This window comes from Pseudomonas sp. DY-1 (genome assembly GCF_003626975.1).
GTDB lineage: Bacteria > Pseudomonadota > Gammaproteobacteria > Pseudomonadales > Pseudomonadaceae > Metapseudomonas.
In genome coordinates, this window is the sequence record NZ_CP032616.1 from 3,414,602 (window position 1) to 3,433,812 (window position 19,211).

At 64.6% G+C, this 19,211-nt stretch carries 13 protein-coding genes; 8 read left to right on the forward strand and 5 right to left on the reverse strand.

The annotated features are described in order from the left end of the window. Positions 1 to 21: 21 nt before the first annotated feature. A complete protein-coding gene (locus tag D6Z43_RS16100) occupies positions 22 to 2,394 on the reverse strand; it encodes a type VI secretion system Vgr family protein (protein WP_120653152.1) in 2,373 nt (790 codons plus the stop codon). Positions 2,395 to 2,666: 272 nt separating this feature from the next. Continuing rightward, positions 2,667 to 4,568: a sigma-54-dependent Fis family transcriptional regulator gene (locus tag D6Z43_RS16105; RefSeq protein ID WP_120653153.1), complete on the reverse strand. Its 1,902-nt coding sequence runs from the start codon at positions 4,566 to 4,568 to the stop codon at positions 2,667 to 2,669. A gap of 315 nt (positions 4,569 to 4,883) precedes the next feature. Here D6Z43_RS16105 and D6Z43_RS16110 point away from each other — a divergent pair, with 315 nt between their 5' ends. Continuing rightward, a complete protein-coding gene (locus D6Z43_RS16110) occupies positions 4,884 to 6,404 on the forward strand; it encodes an aldehyde dehydrogenase family protein (protein WP_120653154.1) in 1,521 nt (506 codons plus the stop codon). 274 nt (positions 6,405 to 6,678) lie between these two features. On the opposite strand, the gene D6Z43_RS16115 is transcribed toward D6Z43_RS16110, so the two are convergent. After that, the gene (locus D6Z43_RS16115; protein ID WP_120653155.1) at positions 6,679 to 7,731 is read right to left on the reverse strand and encodes an AraC family transcriptional regulator; all 1,053 of its coding nucleotides are present in this window, start codon (positions 7,729 to 7,731) and stop codon (positions 6,679 to 6,681) included. A 293-nt stretch (positions 7,732 to 8,024) separates the two neighbouring features. Here D6Z43_RS16115 and eat point away from each other — a divergent pair, with 293 nt between their 5' ends. The 4 genes from eat to D6Z43_RS16135 all read left to right on the forward strand — a co-directional run bounded on the left by eat (position 8,025) and on the right by D6Z43_RS16135 (position 13,077). After that, positions 8,025 to 9,395, forward strand: coding sequence for an ethanolamine permease (gene eat, locus D6Z43_RS16120; protein WP_174235606.1), 1,371 nt, complete (start codon positions 8,025 to 8,027; stop codon positions 9,393 to 9,395). Between the two features lie 55 nt (positions 9,396 to 9,450). Then, a complete protein-coding gene (locus D6Z43_RS16125) occupies positions 9,451 to 10,845 on the forward strand; it encodes an ethanolamine ammonia-lyase subunit EutB (RefSeq protein ID WP_120653157.1) in 1,395 nt (464 codons plus the stop codon). A gap of 16 nt (positions 10,846 to 10,861) precedes the next feature. Continuing rightward, positions 10,862 to 11,695, forward strand: coding sequence for an ethanolamine ammonia-lyase subunit EutC (gene eutC / locus D6Z43_RS16130; RefSeq protein WP_120653158.1), 834 nt, complete (start codon positions 10,862 to 10,864; stop codon positions 11,693 to 11,695). A gap of 125 nt (positions 11,696 to 11,820) precedes the next feature. Further along, complete coding sequence (locus D6Z43_RS16135) at positions 11,821 to 13,077, forward strand: OprD family porin (RefSeq protein WP_120653159.1); 1,257 nt, start codon at positions 11,821 to 11,823, stop codon at positions 13,075 to 13,077. Positions 13,078 to 13,095: 18 nt separating this feature from the next. On the opposite strand, the gene D6Z43_RS16140 is transcribed toward D6Z43_RS16135, so the two are convergent. Then, a complete protein-coding gene (locus D6Z43_RS16140) occupies positions 13,096 to 15,219 on the reverse strand; it encodes an acetyl-CoA hydrolase/transferase C-terminal domain-containing protein (protein ID WP_120653160.1) in 2,124 nt (707 codons plus the stop codon). 188 nt (positions 15,220 to 15,407) lie between these two features. On the opposite strand from D6Z43_RS16140, the gene D6Z43_RS16145 reads away from it, so the two are divergent. Further along, the gene (locus tag D6Z43_RS16145; protein WP_120655284.1) at positions 15,408 to 15,866 is read left to right on the forward strand and encodes an N-acetyltransferase; all 459 of its coding nucleotides are present in this window, start codon (positions 15,408 to 15,410) and stop codon (positions 15,864 to 15,866) included. Between the two features lie 42 nt (positions 15,867 to 15,908). Here the strand turns inward: D6Z43_RS16145 and D6Z43_RS16150 are convergent, their stop codons facing one another. Next, positions 15,909 to 17,495: a protein kinase gene (locus D6Z43_RS16150; RefSeq protein WP_120653161.1), complete on the reverse strand. Its 1,587-nt coding sequence runs from the start codon at positions 17,493 to 17,495 to the stop codon at positions 15,909 to 15,911. Positions 17,496 to 17,647: 152 nt separating this feature from the next. Here D6Z43_RS16150 and D6Z43_RS16155 point away from each other — a divergent pair, with 152 nt between their 5' ends. Then, positions 17,648 to 18,307 (forward strand): DedA family protein, encoded by a 660-nt coding sequence (locus D6Z43_RS16155; RefSeq protein ID WP_120653162.1) that lies wholly within the window; start codon positions 17,648 to 17,650, stop codon positions 18,305 to 18,307. A gap of 10 nt (positions 18,308 to 18,317) precedes the next feature. Further along, positions 18,318 to 19,136 carry a zinc-dependent peptidase gene (locus tag D6Z43_RS16160; protein WP_120653163.1) on the forward strand — a complete coding sequence of 273 codons (819 nt, stop codon included), beginning with the start codon at positions 18,318 to 18,320 and terminating at the stop codon, positions 19,134 to 19,136. Positions 19,137 to 19,211: the final 75 nt, after the last annotated feature.

The following is a 19,211-nucleotide window of genomic DNA, read 5'->3' on the forward strand; positions in this document are numbered from 1 at the left end:
GGTATTGGGGATATCGCCAGATCATCCCGAGAAGCTCGCGACCTGCTGATGCTTCCGGGGATATCCATCGAGCGGCGGCAATTCAGGGGTTTTCAGGGGCTTGGTCGCAGGCCCCCGATAGTCGAAATGCACCGCCTTGATCAGGTGCTCACCCTGGGTGCCGGACTCGATGCCGCACGGATCGAGGGTGATGTAGCTGCCGCCGGCATTGAGGGTGATCTTCTGCATGGCGCTGATGCGGATTTCGTCTTCGGTGCTGGTGATGTCCAGCCCATGCCGGGCGAGCAGTTCCAAGCGGTCGTTCTGTGCCTGGATCTGCACCGCGCCCTGGTTGGCGATCAGCTTCATACCGAGCTTGCGCACGAACAGGCTCAGGCCCTCGCCCACGCCAATGAACAGACGCTTGACCACGCTGATGTCGGCCTCCCCGCCGGCGTTGAGCATCAGGTTGTGCCGGGCCGCCAGTTGCAGGTGCTCGCCGCTGGTCAGAACGATGCCCTGTGGGGCGCTGAGCAGGGCCACTGCGGCCTGCAACTGGTCAAGCCGCTCGCGCAGCAGGGCAAGCTGGGCGTTTACGTCGGCCGGATCGGCCTGGGCGTGCTCGGCATCGCGGGACAGCTGCTGCATCTCCTCGCTGGCCTCCTGCAGGCGAGTGACGGCTTCCTGCATGGCCAGGACCTGCCCCTGGGCGCGGGGTTGTTCGTCGGCGCTGATGAAGACGCCCTTGCCCGCCCGAATCGCGCCCCAGCCGTCGGTGCGCAATTCAAAACCTTCGCCGCGCTTCTGCCGTTGCGCATCCACCAGATGACCGAGGTTGAGCTGGCTCTTGCCGCTGTGCTCGGTGCTGAGCTTGATGTGTTCCTGGCCACGGCGGTCGTCCAGGCGCAGCTTGTTGTTGGCCGGGGTGCGCAGGACGTTGCGCTGGTAGTTGCGCAGGGTGACGGGGTCGGGGTGCTGGCTGTCGTGCAGGGCGTGGGCGATGTAGGGCTTGTCCGGGTCGCCCTGCTCGAAGGCCACGGCCACTTCGGTGCCCTGCAGCAGCGGCAGGTGCAGGCCGTAGGTGTCGCCGGCGTAGGGCCGCGCCAGGCGCAGCCACAGGCTTTCCTGGCCGGCGGGCCAGCTGTCGCGGTCGAAGAGGAAGTGAACCTTGTAGCGCCCGTCGAGATCGATGTGGCCGTACAGGTCGTTGGCCTGCGGGCTGCTGATGCGCGCCGGGAGGGTGCCGGCGATCACCGGCTTGGTGCGCAGCGGCGGACGGAAGCAGACGCGTTCCGAGTAGGGCATGGCGTCGAAGCGGGCGTCGAAGCTGCGATCCCGCGCGGCACGGGTGGTCAGCCGGGTAATCACGGCGCCCGGGGCGAAGGCCTCGGGCGCGCCGCCGTCGATGCGCAGGACCTGGCCGGGGGCCAGGGTGGCGCTGCTGGTGCGGCCGCCGAGGCGGGTCCGCTGGTTGAGGTAGCGTTCGTGGCGCAGGCGCGCATAGAAGTAGCCGCTTTCGCTCGGCAGGTCCTCGTCCTGGCTGTGGGCGTCACCGAGCACGGTGTAGGGCTCGCCGTAGTGGTAGGCCTCGCCATAGGTGGTACGGGCACCGCGGGTCTGGTCGACCTCGCCGTCGAGGTAGGCGCCGGCATCGCGCGGGTCGTAGGCACGGATGTTGACCTGCTGCTCGACCAGGCCATGGCTGGCCTGCAGCTGCCACACGGCGTCCTCGCCGCTGCTGGTACCGGAGGGCGGCCGGTACGGCAGGCGGACGTCGAACTGGTAGTTGCGCGGGTCGTCGTGGAATTCCACCACGTCGATGTGCAGGCGCTCGTCGGTGGTGAAGCGGTACCAGATGCCGACGTCGGCGAGCAGGCGCTCGACGAAGGCCAGGTCGCTCTCGGCGTATTGCAGCACTTGCTCGCGCTTGGGGTAGTCGCGCTTGAGGTCGAAGAAGAAGTCCTGCCCTTCAAGCAGATGCCGGCCGCGCAGGATGCCCTCGACGATTTCCGGCACGCTCTGGTGCTGGTAGATGCGGTATTGCCGGCCCAGGCCGAGCAACGCCAGGCGCGGCTGCAGCGTCACTTCGTAGCGGGCTTCGTCGTTGGAGCCGGACAGGCGCCGAAAGCCGGTGAGGACGCCATGCAAGGTGCGCAGCGGCCGGTTCACCGGCGGGCTGAGGCCGATGATGGGGAGCGGCATGGGCGACGGGTAGAGGCTGAACGCGGCGTCCTGCCCCAGGAGCTGGTCAACCGGCAGATCGCGCTGGCTGGAGGTGAACTCGATGCGGTAGCGGAACGGCTCGCTGAGCGCCTCCTCGCCCTGGAAGGCGAGCACGTCGAGCGTGGCGTCGAGGTTGCGGACCTTGAGCTGGTGGCGGCTGTGATCGAAGAAGGGGCGGATTGCAGCGAGCATGCGGTTGAACCTTCCGTCGTCAGAAACAAACGCCGAAGGTTGCCGCTCACACCGGCCCGCCGCTATCAGACCGGTTCGGAAAGATCGCGGGGAAAATGGGGTTTTCGTGCAGGGAGAATGGTCAGTGGGAGGTAGGGATTTCCGCGGGTCGTCTGAACACTGGCAGCGAAGCGCCTGGCCCGTGCCCGCCACGCTGGGAGCGAATCAGCAGGCCGGCCCTACGGCCCGGTCAGCGATTGAAATCGCCCCCACAGGGGAAAACAGCCCGCCCTCTACCCCCGCGTCGCAATCGCGTGCTTGCGCAGCTTGCGATAGAGGGTGTTGCGGCTGATGCCGAGTTGCTCGGCGGTGCGGGTCATGTGCCAGCGCTGGCTATCCAGCGCATTGAGCAATGCGCTGCGTTCGGCGTCGTCCAGCGGGCTCGCTACCGGCTCGGGCACGGTCGCTGAGGGTGCCGCGCGCAATACCTCGCGAGGCAGGTCGGCAATTCGAATGATGCCGTCCTCGCACAGCGCCGCAAGGGTACGCAGCACGTTGCGCATCTGCCGCACATTGCCCGGCCAGTGGTAGTCGAGCAAGGCCTGGCGAGACTCTTCGGTAAGCACGATACGCATCCCTCGAGCCTCTTCCGCCAGCAGGTAATGCAAGAGCTCCGGCTTGTCACTGCGATCACGCAGGGGCGGCAGGTCGAGGACCAGGCCGTTCAGGCGATAGAACAGGTCCTCACGGAAGCCCCCGCTGCGCACTCGTTCCTCCAGCTCGCGGTGGGTGGCGCTGATGATGCGCACATCAACCGACAGCGGCTCGCCGCCGATGGGTACGACCTGGCGCTCCTCCAGCACCCGCAGCAGGCGGGTCTGCAGTGCCAGCGGCATATCGCCGATTTCATCGAGGAACAGGGTGCCGCCATCGGCCTGCTGCAGCTTGCCGCGCATGCCTTCCTTGCGGGCGCCGGTGAAGCTGCCGCCGCGATAGCCGAACAGTTCACTCTCGATCAGGGTTTCCGGAATGGCCGCGCAGTTCAGCGCAACGAAGGGTCGCTCGGCACGGGAACTGGCCTGGTGCAGCGCACGGGCGAAGGCTTCCTTGCCGGAGCCGGTTTCGCCGTTGATCAACAGCGGTACGTCGCGCTCGTACACGCGCAGCGCGCGACGGAAATCGTTCTGCAGCGCCGCGTCCCCGAGGCAGATGCCCGGGCGTGTCGGTTTTGGCGGTTCCAGTGGAATGGGTTGTGCAATGGTGCGTGGCTGACCGCGCAGGGCGGCGAACAGGGACCGACCATTGCGTGTGCGCAACGGCCAGCTGGTCACTGGCTGTGGGGTGGCGCGGCCGAGCAGATCGTCGAGACGGCAATCGAAGAAGGCCTCCACCGACTGATCGATCAAGCGTTCGCGGGGCAGCCCCAGCAGGTTGATCGCGCTCTGGTTCACCGCGCTGATCCGCCCTTCCCCATCGAATGCCAGCAAGCCTTCGCTGAACAGTCCGACGTACTCGGCCTGCAAATGGAAGCGCAGCAGCCATTTGCCTTCGAAGCGACGCAAGAAATAGCAGCTCTCGATCATCTTCGCCGAGAGGTTGACCAGCGCCATGGTGTGGAACTGGCTCTGGCGCGAGACATCGTGCCGAGCGGATGACACGTCCAGCACTGCCATCAACTCACCCTGTGGGTCGAACACCGGGCTGGCAGAACAGGTGAGGCCGGTATGGCGGCTGCGGAAATGTTCGTCCTGGTGGATGGTCAGTGCCTGGCGCTCCACCACGCAGGTGCCGATGCCATTGGTGCCCTCGCTGGACTCGCTCCAGTCGGCGCCGAGCCAGAGCCCGGCACGCTCGAAGGCGGGTCTTTCGGCATGGGCAGTAACGCAGTTGAGGATCACCCCGCGGGCGTCGGTCAGCAGCACCGCATGGCCGGCCCCGGAGAGCTGTCGGTAGAGGTTGTTCATCTCGCCATTGGCCACCTCGAGCACCTGCTGCATACGCTCGCGGCATTCGAGCATGCGCCCGTGCTCCAGCACCGTGGGTGCCACCGGCTGGGCCGGATCGAGGTGGTAGTCCTCCAGGCAGCGCAGCCAGGAGCGAGCAATCGAAGGGTCGGCAGCCGGCCCGCTGGCCTGTGCCTTCCCTTGTGCCAGGGTCATCACCTGCTGGGCGTGACGGCTGAGAGAATTCTGCATTGTTGTTGTTCTCCTGCGCGCTTCCGGGAGGCAGCCCGGGCCGTGGAACGGCATTCGCGTCGACGCAGCATCCTCCAGCATCGATGCCTTTGCAATGGCCCCCTGACCCGCTGGTCACCTGCTGTGCCAGATGCGTGACAAAGTGTCACCCTCAACTGTGGCAGGCATGTCACAAGCGCCCACCTTCGCCCTATAGGTGCGGCGCAAGAACCGCTCTGGGACGGTGCTTTCCACGCCATGGCCCAGCACTTGCTCTGTGGAAGACATACGCCACCCTGCGTTATCTCCAACAAAACAAGAGACAGGAGAAACACCATGCGTTACGCCCAACCCGGTACCCCCGGCGCTGTCGTTTCCTTCAAGTCCCGCTACGGCAACTACATCGGTGGCGAGTTCGTCGCCCCGGTCAAAGGCCAGTACTTCACCAATACCTCGCCGGTGAATGGCCAGCCGATCGCCGAATTCCCCCGCTCTACTGCCGAAGACGTCGAGAAGGCCCTGGATGCTGCCCACGCCGCGGCCGATGCCTGGGGTCGCACCTCTGTGCAGGACCGTTCGAACGTCCTGCTGAAGATCGCCGACCGCATCGAGCAGAACCTGGAAGTCCTGGCCGTCACCGAAACCTGGGACAACGGCAAGGCCGTGCGTGAAACCTTGAATGCTGACATCCCGCTGGCTGTCGACCACTTCCGCTACTTCGCCGGCTGCATCCGCGCCCAGGAAGGCGGCGCGGCCGAGATCAACGAGAACACCGTCGCCTATCACATCCACGAACCGCTGGGCGTGGTCGGCCAGATCATCCCGTGGAACTTCCCGCTGCTGATGGCCGCCTGGAAGCTGGCCCCGGCCCTGGCCGCCGGCAACTGCGTGGTACTGAAACCCGCCGAGCAAACACCGCTGGGCATTACCGTGCTGATGGAGCTCATCGGCGACCTGCTGCCAGCCGGTGTGCTCAACGTGGTGCAAGGCTTCGGCAAGGAAGCGGGCGAGGCCCTGGCCACCAGCAAGCGCATCGCCAAGATCGCCTTCACCGGCTCCACCCCGGTGGGTTCGCACATCCTCAAGTGCGCCGCCGAGAACATCATCCCCTCCACCGTGGAGCTGGGTGGCAAGAGCCCGAACATCTACTTCGAAGACATCATGCAGGCCGAGCCGGCCTTCATCGAAAAGGCCGCCGAAGGCCTGGTCCTGGCCTTCTTCAACCAGGGTGAAGTCTGCACTTGCCCGTCCCGCGCCCTGGTGCAGGAATCCATCTACCCGGCGTTCATGGCCGAGGTGATGAAGAAGGTCAAAGCCATCAAGCGTGGCGACCCGCTGGACACCGACACCATGGTCGGCGCCCAGGCTTCGCAACAGCAGTTCGAGAAGATCCTCTCCTACCTCGACATCGCCCAGCAGGAAGGCGCGGAAGTGCTCACTGGCGGCGCGGTGGAAAAACTGGAAGGCAACCTGTCCACCGGTTACTACATCCAGCCGACGCTGCTGAAAGGCCACAACAAGATGCGTGTGTTCCAGGAGGAAATCTTCGGCCCGGTGGTGGGCGTCACCACCTTCAAGGACGAAGCCGAAGCCCTGGCGATCGCCAACGACACCGAGTTCGGCCTGGGTGCCGGTCTCTGGACCCGCGACATCAACCGCGCCTACCGCATGGGCCGTGGCATCAAGGCTGGCCGCGTGTGGACCAACTGCTACCACCTGTACCCGGCACACGCCGCGTTCGGTGGCTACAAGAAGTCCGGCGTTGGCCGTGAAACCCACAAGATGATGCTCGACCACTACCAGCAGACCAAGAACCTGCTGGTGAGCTACGACATCAATCCGCTGGGCTTCTTCTGATCCTCGGCAAGTAACCAAAAAACGCGGCCCCGGCCGCGTTTTTTTATGGGCGCCTCACAGAGCTTCCCTGTAGGGACGAATTCATTCGCCAAACAGGTCGAAGGTCTGCCGTTCGAACTCCGCGCAAAGATTCGCCCTCACCCCTAGCCCTCGCCCTGAAGAGAAGAGGGGTGACTCATGCCTGCTCCGCCCTGCCCCAATGACCAGCGCCTGTGGGAGCGAATTTATTCGCGAATGAGTTCGCCCCCACACAAGGCAGCCCCAAGCACCGACCTCAGCGCTCATCCCCGCGCCACTGCCTCGGGCTCACGCCGAACCAGCGGCGGAAGGCGCGGGAGAAGGCGCTGGTTTCGGAGTAGCCGAGCAAGGGGGCCAGCTCGGAGATGGGCCGCTGCCGTTGACGCAGGTAATGCAGCGCCAGCTCGCGGCGGGTCTGTTCCACCAGTTGGCTGAAGCTGAGGCCGTCTTCGCGCAGGCGACGCTGCAGACCCGCCGGGGTCAGTTCCAGACATTCGGCGATCTGTTCCAGGCAGGGTTCACCCAACGCCAGGGCCAGGCGAATTTGCGTGCTGGCTTCTTCCAGCAGGTTCGGCCCAGCGCCCTGCTCACCCAACCTGCGAATCACGTCCTGGAACAGGAACAACAGATTGGGATCTCGCTCGGGCATCAGCCTGCCCTGCACATCGCCCTTGGGTACCAGCAGGAAATTGCAGGGCCGGCCGAACTGCACGGGCGCACCGAATGCCTCGGCATGTTCCTGCCAGCCCTCGGGACGTTCATGTTCGAAGGCCACCGCGCGCGGCGACCAGTCACGGCCCAGCGCATGCCGGACCAGGTTGAGCGCCATGCCCATGGTCAGTTCGGCGTCCTGGCGGCGGTCGAGAATCGCGCCATGGCGGACCTGGTAATCGAAGCGATAGCACTCACCACAATCCACCAGGCGGATCAGGGTGCTGTGCTGGTGATAGGGGAAGGCCGCGGCGAAGTTCTTCAATGCCTCTTCCAAGGTGTTCGAGAACAGCCCGACATAGCCCAGCAAGCCCAGGTCGCGGGGCTGGAATTGCTGGCCATAGCGCAGGCCGAAGTTGTCGCAACCGGACTGTCGTGCGGCCTCTTCCAGCACCTGGCAGTAGTTGGTCAGGGCCAGGCTCAGTGTCGGGTGCCGCAACTGCTCCGGGTCGATACCGGCGCGGCCGAAGATGCGGTCCAGGTCTCCGCCCTGCCCGGTGATGAAGCGGTCGAGACCGCTGGCGGCAGCCGAGAGCACACCGACATTGCTCGTGGTGGATGCTTGCAGGCTGGCACTGGAAAACAGGGACGGATTCATCACGGTCCACCGAATCTTTTTTGAACGGACATTCAAGCAAAACCCATGCCCTCGCCCCGGCTTCCTGCCAACGCCGCCACAGGCCCTCCAGCTGGGCGTTTGCGGGCCATTTCCGGGCATTTTCCATAGACCCGCCCCGTGCTGGGGCACGACGCGTGGGGCGATGGGTAACAGTGCCACACGACTTGACCGCAGAGGCCGCACACGACCTTCCACGGTCAAGTCCTGGGGAGGGTCGCTGGATAAGATCGAGCCTGGTCATCCACCAACGACGCCCCCACGGGCGAGGAGTCCTGATGAGCACAACACAACTAAAACCAACGCTCGGCACCTTGCATCTCTGGGGTATCGCCGTCGGCCTGGTGATCTCCGGTGAATACTTCGGCTGGAGCTACGGCTGGGGCACTGCCGGCACCCTCGGTTTCCTGGTCACCGCGCTGCTGGTGGCCACCATGTACACCTGCTTCATCTTCAGTTTCACCGAACTGACCACCGCCATTCCCCACGCAGGCGGCCCCTTCGCGTATAGCCGCCGCGCCTTCGGCGAGAAGGGCGGACTGATCGCCGGGATCGCCACCCTGATCGAATTCGTCTTCGCCCCGCCAGCCATCGCCATGGCCATCGGCGCCTACCTCAACGTGCAGTACCCCGAGCTGGACCCGAAGCACGCAGCCGTTGGGGCGTACCTCATCTTCATGACCCTGAACATTCTCGGCGTCAGCATCGCCGCCACCTTCGAGCTGGTGGTCACCGTATTGGCCGTGGCCGAGTTGCTGGTGTTCATGGGCGTCGTCGCACCGGGCTTCAGCTTCAGCAACTTCGTGGTCAACGGCTGGGCAGGCACCAATGAGTTCGGCAGCCACGCCATCTCCGGCATCTTCGCCGCCATTCCCTTCGCCATCTGGTTCTTCCTCGCCATCGAGGGCGCGGCCATGGCGGCGGAGGAAGCCAAGGACCCGAAACGCACCATCCCGCGCGCTTACATTGCCGGCATCCTGACCCTGGTGTTCCTTGCCATCGGCGTGATGATCATGGCCGGCGGCGTGGGTGACTGGCGTGAGCTTTCCAACATCAACGACCCACTACCCCAGGCCATGAAGGCCGTGGTCGGAAACGATTCCACCTGGATGCACATGCTGGTGTGGATCGGCCTGTTCGGCCTGGTGGCCAGCTTCCACGGCATCATCCTCGGCTACTCCCGGCAGTTCTTCGCCCTGGCGCGTGCTGGCTACCTGCCGCGCGGCCTGGCCAAGCTGTCGCGCTTCCAGACCCCGCACCGCGCCATCATCGCCGGTGGCGTGGTGGGTATCGCAGCCATCTACAGCGACGGCCTGGTGAACCTGCAGGGCATGACGCTGACCGCCGCGATGATCACCATGAGCGTGTTCGGCGCCATCGTGATGTACATCATCAGCATGCTCAGCCTGTTCAAGCTGCGCGTCAGTGAGCCCAATCTGGAACGTACCTTCCGTGCGCCGGGCTATCCGGTGGTACCGGCGATCGCCCTGGTGCTGGCCGTGGTCTGCCTGTTGGCGATGGCGTGGTTCAATACCTTGATCGGATTCATCTTCCTTGGCTTCATGGCGGCGGGGTATATCTACTTCCAGTTCACCGCCCACCATCGCGCCAGCGCACCGGTCGATGCCCTGCTGAACCGCGCCTGATCCTCCCGCGCCCCAGTGCAAGAAGACTGGGGCGCCTCACCAAGGAGAGCTTCGAGTGAGTAGTTTTTCCCACAGCGTCGGCGGAGAGACCTGGCGTTTCGAGAGCCTCCGGGAAGTCATGGCCAAGGCCAGCCCGGCCCGCTCCGGTGACTACCTGGCCGGCGTAGCCGCTGCCAGCGACGGCGAGCGCGTCGCTGCGCAGATGGCCCTGGCGGACATCCCCTTGAAACACTTCCTCGACGAGGCGCTGATTCCCTATGAAGAAGACGAAGTAACCCGGCTGATCATCGACAGCCACGACCGCGTCGCCTTCGAACCGGTCAGCCACCTCACCGTCGGCGGTTTCCGCGACTGGCTGCTCAGCGAGCATGCCGACGAGTCCAGCCTCCGCGTCCTGGCCAAGGGACTGACGCCGGAGATGGCCGCCGCCGTGTCGAAGATCATGCGTGTGCAGGATCTGGTGCTGGTGGCGCAAAAGATTCGTGTCGTGACGCGCTTTCGCAACACCATGGGCCTGCGCGGCCGACTCTCCACCCGCCTGCAACCCAACCACCCGACCGACGAACCCGCGGGGATCGCCGCGAGCATTCTCGACGGCCTGCTCTATGGCAACGGCGATGCCATGCTCGGCATCAATCCGGCCACCGACAGCATCTCCTCCATCTGCGCCATGCTGGAAATGCTCGACGCGATCATCCAACGCTACGAGATTCCCACCCAGGCCTGCGTGCTGACCCACGTCACCACCTCCATTGCCGCCATCGAGCGTGGCGTACCGCTGGACCTGGTGTTCCAGTCCATCGCCGGTACCGAGGCGGCCAACGCCAGCTTCGGCATTAGCCTGAAAATCCTCCAGGAAGGCTACGAGGCGGGCCTTTCGCAGAAGCGCGGCACCCTGGGCAACAACCTGATGTACTTCGAAACCGGTCAAGGCAGCGCACTGTCGGCCAACGCCCACCACGGCGTCGACCAGCAGACCTGCGAGGCACGGGCCTATGCGGTGGCCCGCCACTTCAATCCATTCCTGGTGAACACGGTGGTCGGCTTCATCGGCCCGGAATACCTCTACAACGGCAAGCAGATCATCCGCGCCGGCCTGGAAGACCATTTCTGCGCCAAGCTGCTCGGCGTGCCCATGGGCTGCGATATCTGCTACACCAACCACGCCGAAGCCGACCAGGACGACATGGACACCCTGCTGACGCTACTTGGTGTCGCCGGCATCAACTTCATCATGGGCATCCCGGGCTCCGATGATGTGATGCTCAACTACCAGACCACGTCCTTCCACGACGCGCTCTACGCCCGCCAGAGCCTGGGCCTGAAGCCGGCCCCTGAGTTCGAGTTGTGGCTAGAGCGCATGGGCATCCTGGTGCAGAGCGACGGTCGGGTGATCCTCGGCGACCAGCTTCCGCCGGCCTTCCGCCAGGCCATTGCGCGACTGGCCTGAACTCAAGGAGCAATGGATGAAGACGCCTCGCCCCCATTCCGGCCACACCGCCAACCCCTGGGAAGAACTGCGCCGCCTGACTCCGGCACGCATCGCGCTGGGTCGCGCCGGCATCAGCCTGCCCACCCATGCGCAACTGAATTTCCAGTACGCCCACGCCCAGGCACGAGACGCGGTACACCTGCCCTTCGACCATGACGGACTTGTCGCCCGGCTGGATGAGCGCGGACGCGCCACGCTGCTGCTGCACAGCGCCGCCAAGGACCGCGACACCTATCTGCAGCGACCGGACCTCGGTCGGCGCCTGGACGCGGCCTCACGCGAGAAACTACAGGAGCATGCACGGACTAATCCCGGTGGCTATGACCTCGCGGTAGTGGTCGCCGACGGCCTCTCCGCCCTCGCCGTGCAACGCCATAGCCTGCCCTTCCTCGAACGCATGGAAGAACAGGCGCTAGCGGAAGGCTGGTCGCTCTCGCCCGTGGTGCTGGTTCAGCAGGGCCGGGTGGCAGTGGCGGACGAGGTGGGCGAACTGCTCAACGCGAAGATGGTGGTGATCCTGATCGGCGAACGCCCTGGTCTCAGCTCGCCCGACAGCCTCGGGCTGTACTTCACCTGGGCACCCAAAGTCGGCCTGACCGATGCCTACCGGAACTGCATTTCCAACGTGCGTCTGGAAGGCCTGTCGTACGGCATGGCCGCCCACCGCCTACTCTACCTGATGCGCGAGGCCTGCCGTCGCCAATTGTCCGGAGTGAACCTGAAGGACGAGGCCGAGGTGCCCTCGCTGGCTGGCGAACCGGACAGCGCCCTGGCGGGCAATTTCCTCCTGGCCACCGATCACCACTGACGCGCCGCGTCGCAACCGCTCTGCACCACTGGTCGCCGCGCCGCGCGTGGCTCCCGTTCGTCGGCTAGACACAAATCAAGCCGTCCCAGAAGTCGGCAGCCACGAACACCATCAGGAGCAACGCGATGCAAGCGACCCAACTGAGCGCCCTGGCGCTAGCGGTTTCCGCTGTACTCGGCCTTCCTGCCATAGCGAGTGAACAGTCCGAAGCCAAGGGTTTCATCGAAGACGCCGACGCAACCCTGCTGCTGCGCAACGCCTACTTCAACCGCGACTTCAAGGATGGCGCCAGGGATGCCAGAAGTTGGGGCCAGGCCTTCATCGGCACCTTCGAATCGGGCTTCACCCAGGGCACGATCGGCTTCGGTGTCGACGCCTACGGCCTTCTCGGCGTGAAACTGGACAGTGGTCGCGGCCGCAACTATGCCGCCTTCTTCGACACCGACAGCGATGGCCATCCGGTAGACGACCTATCCGAGGCCGGTGGCGTGGTGAAACTGCGTTTCTCCAGCACCGTGCTCAAGTACGGCAACCAGTTCCCCACCCTGCCGGTTCTGGCCCATGACGACAGCCGCCTGCTGCCCCAGGCGTTCACCGGCACCCTGCTCACCAGCAAGGAGATCGAGGGCCTGGAACTGAACGTCGGCCGCTTCACCGGGGACAGCCCCATGGGCGACCCGGCCCGCGACCCCAATCACCTGAAGAGCATCGACGTTATCGGCGGCAGCTACCTCGTGAGCGACAACTTCAGCCTGGCGCTCTACCACTCCGACGTGGAAGACATGTTCAAGAAGTACTACGCCAACCTGAACTACAACATTCCCTTTACCGATGAACAGGCGCTGAACTTCGACTTCAACATCTACCGCACCAAGTACGACGATGGCTCCGTTGCTGCGCTCGCACTCGGCGGCGACGGTGAGGACGACAAGAACACCCTGTGGAGCCTGGCGGCCAAGTACAGCATCGGCGCCCACGCTTTCATCCTCGCCCACCAGCGCAACACCGGCGATACCGGCTACGCCTATGATTTTGGCGACGGCGGCAGCACCATCTACGTGGCCAACTCCTACTACTCGGACTTCAACCTGGAGGACGAGCAGTCCTGGCAGGTCAGCTACGAATTGGACTTCGGTGGCTACGGCGTCCCCGGTCTGACCTACAAGATTGCCTATGTGCGCGGCACCGACATCGTTGCCGGTGGCGAGAACGACGGCACCGAGCGCGAGCTGTTCAACCAGTTCAAGTACGTGGTGCAGGACGGCCCGGCCAAGGACCTGTCTTTCAAGCTGCGCAACTCTATCTACCGTGCCGATAACGACGTGGGCCCGGACCTCAATGAAGTTCGCGCCTTCATCGAATACCCGCTCAATATTCTCTGAAGTCTCTGACGGCCCGGCTCAATCGCCCTGGGCGGTGGCCTTGAGTCCGGCCAGCACCAGCTTCTGATACAGCTGCTCGCGCAGGCCCGCCGGCGCGAGCAACCCCATCCGATCAAGATGCCCGACGTAGCTGGCCGGATCCGGCAGGTCGAACAGCGCGGCCCTGCCCAGGTCGATGATTTCCCCCAGTTTCAGCTTGCGCTTCAGCCAACGCAGGGCGCGCAACAGGTCCTGCGCCACCGGGGTGAAGTCGCAGCCCAGCGGATATTCGGGGAACAGCTGGGGAAACGCCGTGCGCAGCTTTTCCAGCCGCCCCGGCGTGTTCTGCCGCCAGGCCGGTTCCAGGACGAAATCTTCGGGCAACTTGCCGGCCAGTTGCGCATCGGCGATCAGCCCGTCCTGGAAGCGTGAGTCGGCGATGCGCACCAAGGCGGCGATCACCTCCGAGTCGTTCTTGCCGCGCAGGTCGGCAATGCCGTACTCGGTAACCACCAAGTCCCGAAGGTGACGAGGAATCGTTGCGTGGCCGTACTCCCAGACGATGTTGGAACTGACCTCACCACCCGACTCACGCCAGCTGCGAAGCATCAGGATGGAGCGACCGCCTTCGAGCTCATGGGCCTGGGCGACGAAATCGTATTGGCCGCCGACACCACTGATCACCCGGCCATCCTCCAACTGGTCGGCGGCACTGGCACCGAGCAGCGTGACGGTGAAACAGCTGTTGATGAAGCGCGCATCACGACGCTGCAGGCGCTTGAGGGGCTCGTCGCCAAGGAGCCGGTTGATCTGGCTGATCGGCCCCATGGCAATACGCGCGCGACGTGCCTCACTCAGTTCGCGAAGGCGCTGATAGAAAGCCTGCGGCCCCAGGAAGAAGCCACCGTGCACCAGGATTCCCCGGCCAGCCTTGCCCCAGTAGGGCCTCAGGTCGGGGTTGTGGATATCGCATGCGCTGCTGCGGCAATCCGGAAGGCGCAGCCGTCCTTCCTCGAAACGGATGCCTTCGTCGAGCAGGCCATGAGACTTCAGCCAGGCCAGCCCCTCGGCATCCAGGCCTCGTGGCAATCGTTCGGCCAGGGCGTCGAAGTCGACTATCACACCGTCGCCATCCAGTACTCCGGCGTCAGCCAGGCGCTGTAATTCGATGTCGTCATACACGGGGCGGCGCAGGATGCCTGCTTCCATCAGCACCAGCAGGCCGAACAGGAACATTTCGCTGTTGGCGTAGAGCCCCCGGGTGAATGGCGCAAGCCCCCCTTCGCGCTTGATCAGGTCTGCCCAGCGACCGGGCACATCCATGGCGCCCAGCAGAGCCTGGTAGCGGGTGTTGTCGGCATGGCGCGCGAGCAGCGCAGCTGTCAGCCCATCAGCCATCGCGCCAATTCCCATCTGCAGGGTGCCGCCGTCCCGCACCAGGGTGCTGACATTCAGGCCAATGGCGTGGTCCTGGGTGCTGACCGGCATGTTTGGCGTGGAGAACAGGCGGCTGCGCTCGACCCTTTCCAGCACCAGGTCGAAGCAGGCCGCGTCCACCTCCGCCGGCCCTGTCATGTAGGGCAGCTCGGCATGTTCCTGGGCGACCATGACGATGACCTCGCCTCGGGCGCGGCGCTGGAGCAGGCCAGGGAGCAGGTCGAGCGTAACGTCGGGATTGCAGCTGAGGCTGAAGCGGCCGGGGTTTTGCGTCCTTGAGGCCACCATCTGGGCGATCAGATTGATGCCCTTGCGCTGCAGATCGGCAGCCACTTGGCTGTAGTTGAGGCTGACGTAGTGTTGCTGGGCCTGCGGATTGTCCAGTTGACTGCCAGGTTGCAGGTAGAACTCCTCGATGCGCACATTTGGCGGCAACTCACCGCAACGCAGATCGCTGAGGTAATCGAGTTCCACATAGTCGGCGAAAACCCGGCGCAGGAAGGGCCCGCTGAAGCGCTGCTCCAGTTCGCTGCCGGGCTGCGGCTTGGCCAGGGACAAGGCGGTATGGATGATCAGTTGCCGCTCCGGCAGGGCCTTGATCCGCTGGTAGAGCGCATTGACAAAGCGGTTCGGCTTGCCGAGCCCAAGCGGCAGGCCCAATCGAACGGGGCCATCGATGCGTTCAAGCACCTCGTCGACGGCCTGATCCAGAGCGCAACGGAGCATGGCGTCCTCCTTGGCATACAGCGATTAAGGTTGGACTCCGCCAGCGTCAGGATTGCTCACGCTTTCCCAACCATTCAAACGCTTGCTTGGATTGCGTTTTCCACAATTTCTGGTGCAGCATCGACGACGTTGGCTGGCACAGCATCTGCATCGCCAATCACGCCCATCCACAGATACCGAGGCCCATCATGCGCATCGTCCAAGCCACCCTGGAGCACCTGGACCTGCTTACGCCGCTGTTCGTGAAGTACCGTGAGTTCTACGGTGAACTGCCATTCCCGGAGTCCTCGAGAAAGTTCCTGGAGAAACGCCTGAGCCGCAAGGAATCGGTGATCTACCTGGCCTTTCCGGATGACGATGACACTCGTCTGATGGGCTTCTGTCAGCTCTATCCGAGCTTCTCCTCCCTGTCCCTGAAGCGCGTCTGGATCCTCAACGACATCTATGTCGCCGAGGATGCCCGCCGCCAACTGGTAGCCGACCGCCTGCTGCAGACTGCGAAGAAGATGGCGCGGGAAACCAACGCCGTGCGGATGCGCGTCTCCAGCAGCGTCGACAACGAAGTCGCACACAAGGTGTACGAGTCCATCGGCTTCCGCGAAGACACCGAGTTCAAGAACTACATCCTGCCAATCAACAGCGACTGAACCCGCTGCATGGGCCCGGTCAGCAAGCCGGGCCCCTCCCCACTAACCAAGCCCCAGCCAGAGCCCCAGTAGCAGCGGGAGCCCGAGTAGCAGCGCCAGCGCCACTTGCCGTGACCTGCCCAGCCTGGGAGAGGACCGTTGCCTGAGCGCCTGCGCCAACAGGCGCTCCAGGGCCAACTGGAACTCCGACAGGGCTTCGTAACGCACGCGAGGCTGTGGCGCCAACGCCTTGGCCAGCACCCCGTCCCAGCCTTCAGGTAGCCCGGGTACCCGACCCGCCAGCGGCATGTAGCGGCTGGCCTGGCCACCTTCGGGGCGCGCCGTTTCAGGCCATTGTCCACTGAGCAGCCAATAGGCCAGCGCCGCCAGGGCGAACTGGTCGGCACTGCCATCCAGGGCGCGGCCATGGCGTAGCTCCGGGGCCAAGGGGACGGCCTGGGGCGGCGCCGTCTGCTGTGGCACGCCTGGCAGGATGGCGGCGAACTCGGGCAAGAGCAGCAAGCGGCCGCGCTCGTCGAGCAGTATCTGCCTGGGATTCAGCCAGAGCCCCTGCATGCCGCGCCGCTGCAGCGAGCGAACCGCCTCGATCAACTGCACCAGAATGGCCAGGGTCGCGGCGGCATCCAGAGGTGGTCGCCCTTCCCGACGTCGCGCGAGGCTCTGCGCACCTGCCGGCGGCAAGGCGAAAAGCAGAAAGGCGTGCTGACGGTCCTGCCGCGGCGAAAGTACCTGCGGCAAGGTCTCCACAGGGCTACGGCGCAACACCCATTCCCGCTGCCAGAAGGCCTCATCGGCATCCACTTCAGACAGCCAGAACAACGCCTCGCGGCTTTCCTCCCGCGCCCGGAACAACCTCCCTGGCGGCCCATAGTCGCAGGGGGCGAGCAAGGTCCAGCCATCCATCACGGTTCCCGGCACCACGCCTTGCACCTTCGGCCAGCGGACTCCAGGCGCCGATGGCGGCAGGCAATGAGGCTCGCCGGGCAACACCAGCGCAGCGGCGCCGGGGGCGCTTAATAGGGGTTCCAGCAGCCCGCCCAGTTGAGCGGACTGCAAGTTGTCACTGGATTCACGCAGGGGGCTCAGATCAGCCACTTCCAGTAGCGGCTGGGGCGCCATCAGCAGAGGCTGGCCAGGTGTCAGTGGCAGGCTGTGCTGGATCACCGCGAGCTCAGCCTGCGCTCCCAAGGGGTTGTTCCGCCCAGTCAGTTCCTGGACTAGTTGCCCCTGGAAACGCACCAGTCCGACCGCCCCGGCCTGCAGGAAGTGCGCCTCGCCGTCCTGCACCAGCAGTAGACCAGCGCTCAGTTCCGGGACCCGTTCACCGGCCTGGCGCCGACGAAAAAGCTGGAGATTGAGTGCCGCGAGCACCTGGCGCGCCGCCTGGGTCTCGCTCCAGCCATCCGGCGTGCAGGCGTAGTCGACGAACAGGGCGTCCAGGTATTGCCCGAGCAGGCGCACCACGTTGGTGCACGAACATCCCCAGAGCAGGGCTACCAGCATCAGCGGCGGACGCCCCTTCCGCCCGGCTACCCAAGTTGCACGGGCGCGGGCCGCCTGGGTCGGCAGGTCCCGGCCGTGTCCCTGGGCCAGGCTGACGGCGGGGTGTTCCAGCAACTGCAAGGGCATGGGCGCGCATCCTGGTCCGGGAAAACAATGGAAACAGTTGCAGCCTTCATGCCGTTCACCATTCGGATAACAGCTCGCCGTGGCCGGGAAACTTCCCCTTATAATGCGGCGACTACCTCGCTTTCTCGCCGCAGTCACTCACAAGGCGCCTCATGGATTTCAACCCGATCGACCTCATCCTCCATCTGGACCAATACCTGAATCTGCTGGTCAGCAACTACGGCACCTGGATCTACGCCATCCTCTTTCTGGTCATCTTCTGCGAGACGGGTCTGGTGGTAACGCCCTTCCTGCCCGGCGACTCCCTGCTGTTCATCGCCGGCGCGGTCAGTGCTGGCGGCGCCATGGACCCGTGGCTACTGGGCGGCCTGCTGATGATCGCGGCCATAAGCGGCGACAGCCTCAACTACCTGGTCGGGCGCACGGCCGGCGAACGCCTTTTCAGTAATCCGAATTCGAAGATTTTCCGCCGCGACTACCTGCAGCGCACCCATGATTTCTACGACCGTCATGGCGGCAAGACCGTGACCCTGGCGCGCTTCCTGCCCATCGTGCGCACCTTCGCCCCCTTCGTTGCCGGCGTAGGCCGCATGCCCTACCCGCGCTTTCTTGGCTTCAGCGTGCTGGGCACCATCCTCTGGGTGGGCGGCCTGGTGACCCTCGGCTATTTCTTCGGCAACGTACCTTTCATCAAGCAGAATCTCTCGCTGATGATCATCGTCATCATCGGCATTTCACTGCTGCCAATGATGATCGGCTTTGCCCGCAGCCACTTTCGCGCCGCCAGCAAGGGCGCCGAGCACTCGAGCTGACCGACGCACCATGTGGTCCTATCGCGGCTGGCGCCGCCAGCGCATCCTCGCCCGCAATCCGGTCACGCCGCAGCAGTGGGAGATCGTGCGCCAGCGCCTGCCGATACTCGATGGCCTGGACGAAACGGAAGACCAGCGTCTGCGCGAACGCAGCGTGATCTTCCTGCATGAAAAGCGCATCACCGCCCTGCCCGGCGTCGAACTGTCCCCCGAGGACCGCCTGACACTCGCCACCCTGGCGCAACTCCCTCTGCTGCATCTGCCAGACCTCGATTGGTACCGGGGCTTTCACGAGCTGGTGCTCTATCCCGACGACTTCGTCAGCCCCCAGCGCCATCGCGACGCAGCTGGCGTGGAGCACGAATACGATGACGAGCGCAGCGGCGAATCCTGGCAGTACGGGCCGGTCATCCTCGCCTGGCCTGGTGTGCAATCGAGCGGCGGCTGGGATGGCTACAACCTGGTGATCCACGAACTGGCACACAAGCTCGACATGCTCAACGGCGCGCCGAACGGCCTGCCCCCACTGCACCGCGACATGCGCCAATCCGACTGGGCACTGGCCATGCAGTCCGCCTATGACGCGCTGAATGCCCAACTCGACCGCGATCCCGAATCCGAAACGCCCATCGACCCATACGCCGCCGAAGACCCGGCAGAGTTCTTCGCAGTCGCCAGCGAGTATTTTTTCACCGCACCGGACCTTCTGGACCAGGCCTTCCCCGCCGTCTACCGCCAGCTCCAGGCGTTCTACCGCCAGGACCCGCTGCGGCGCCTGAAGCACCTCCAGGACATCCACCCGGACTATCGCGACGCGACCAATGGATGAGTACAACGGCGTGGCATCGGCCCTGGAATATGCCTATAATCGCGCCCACTTTTTTGGCCCACCCCCAGGGAGTTG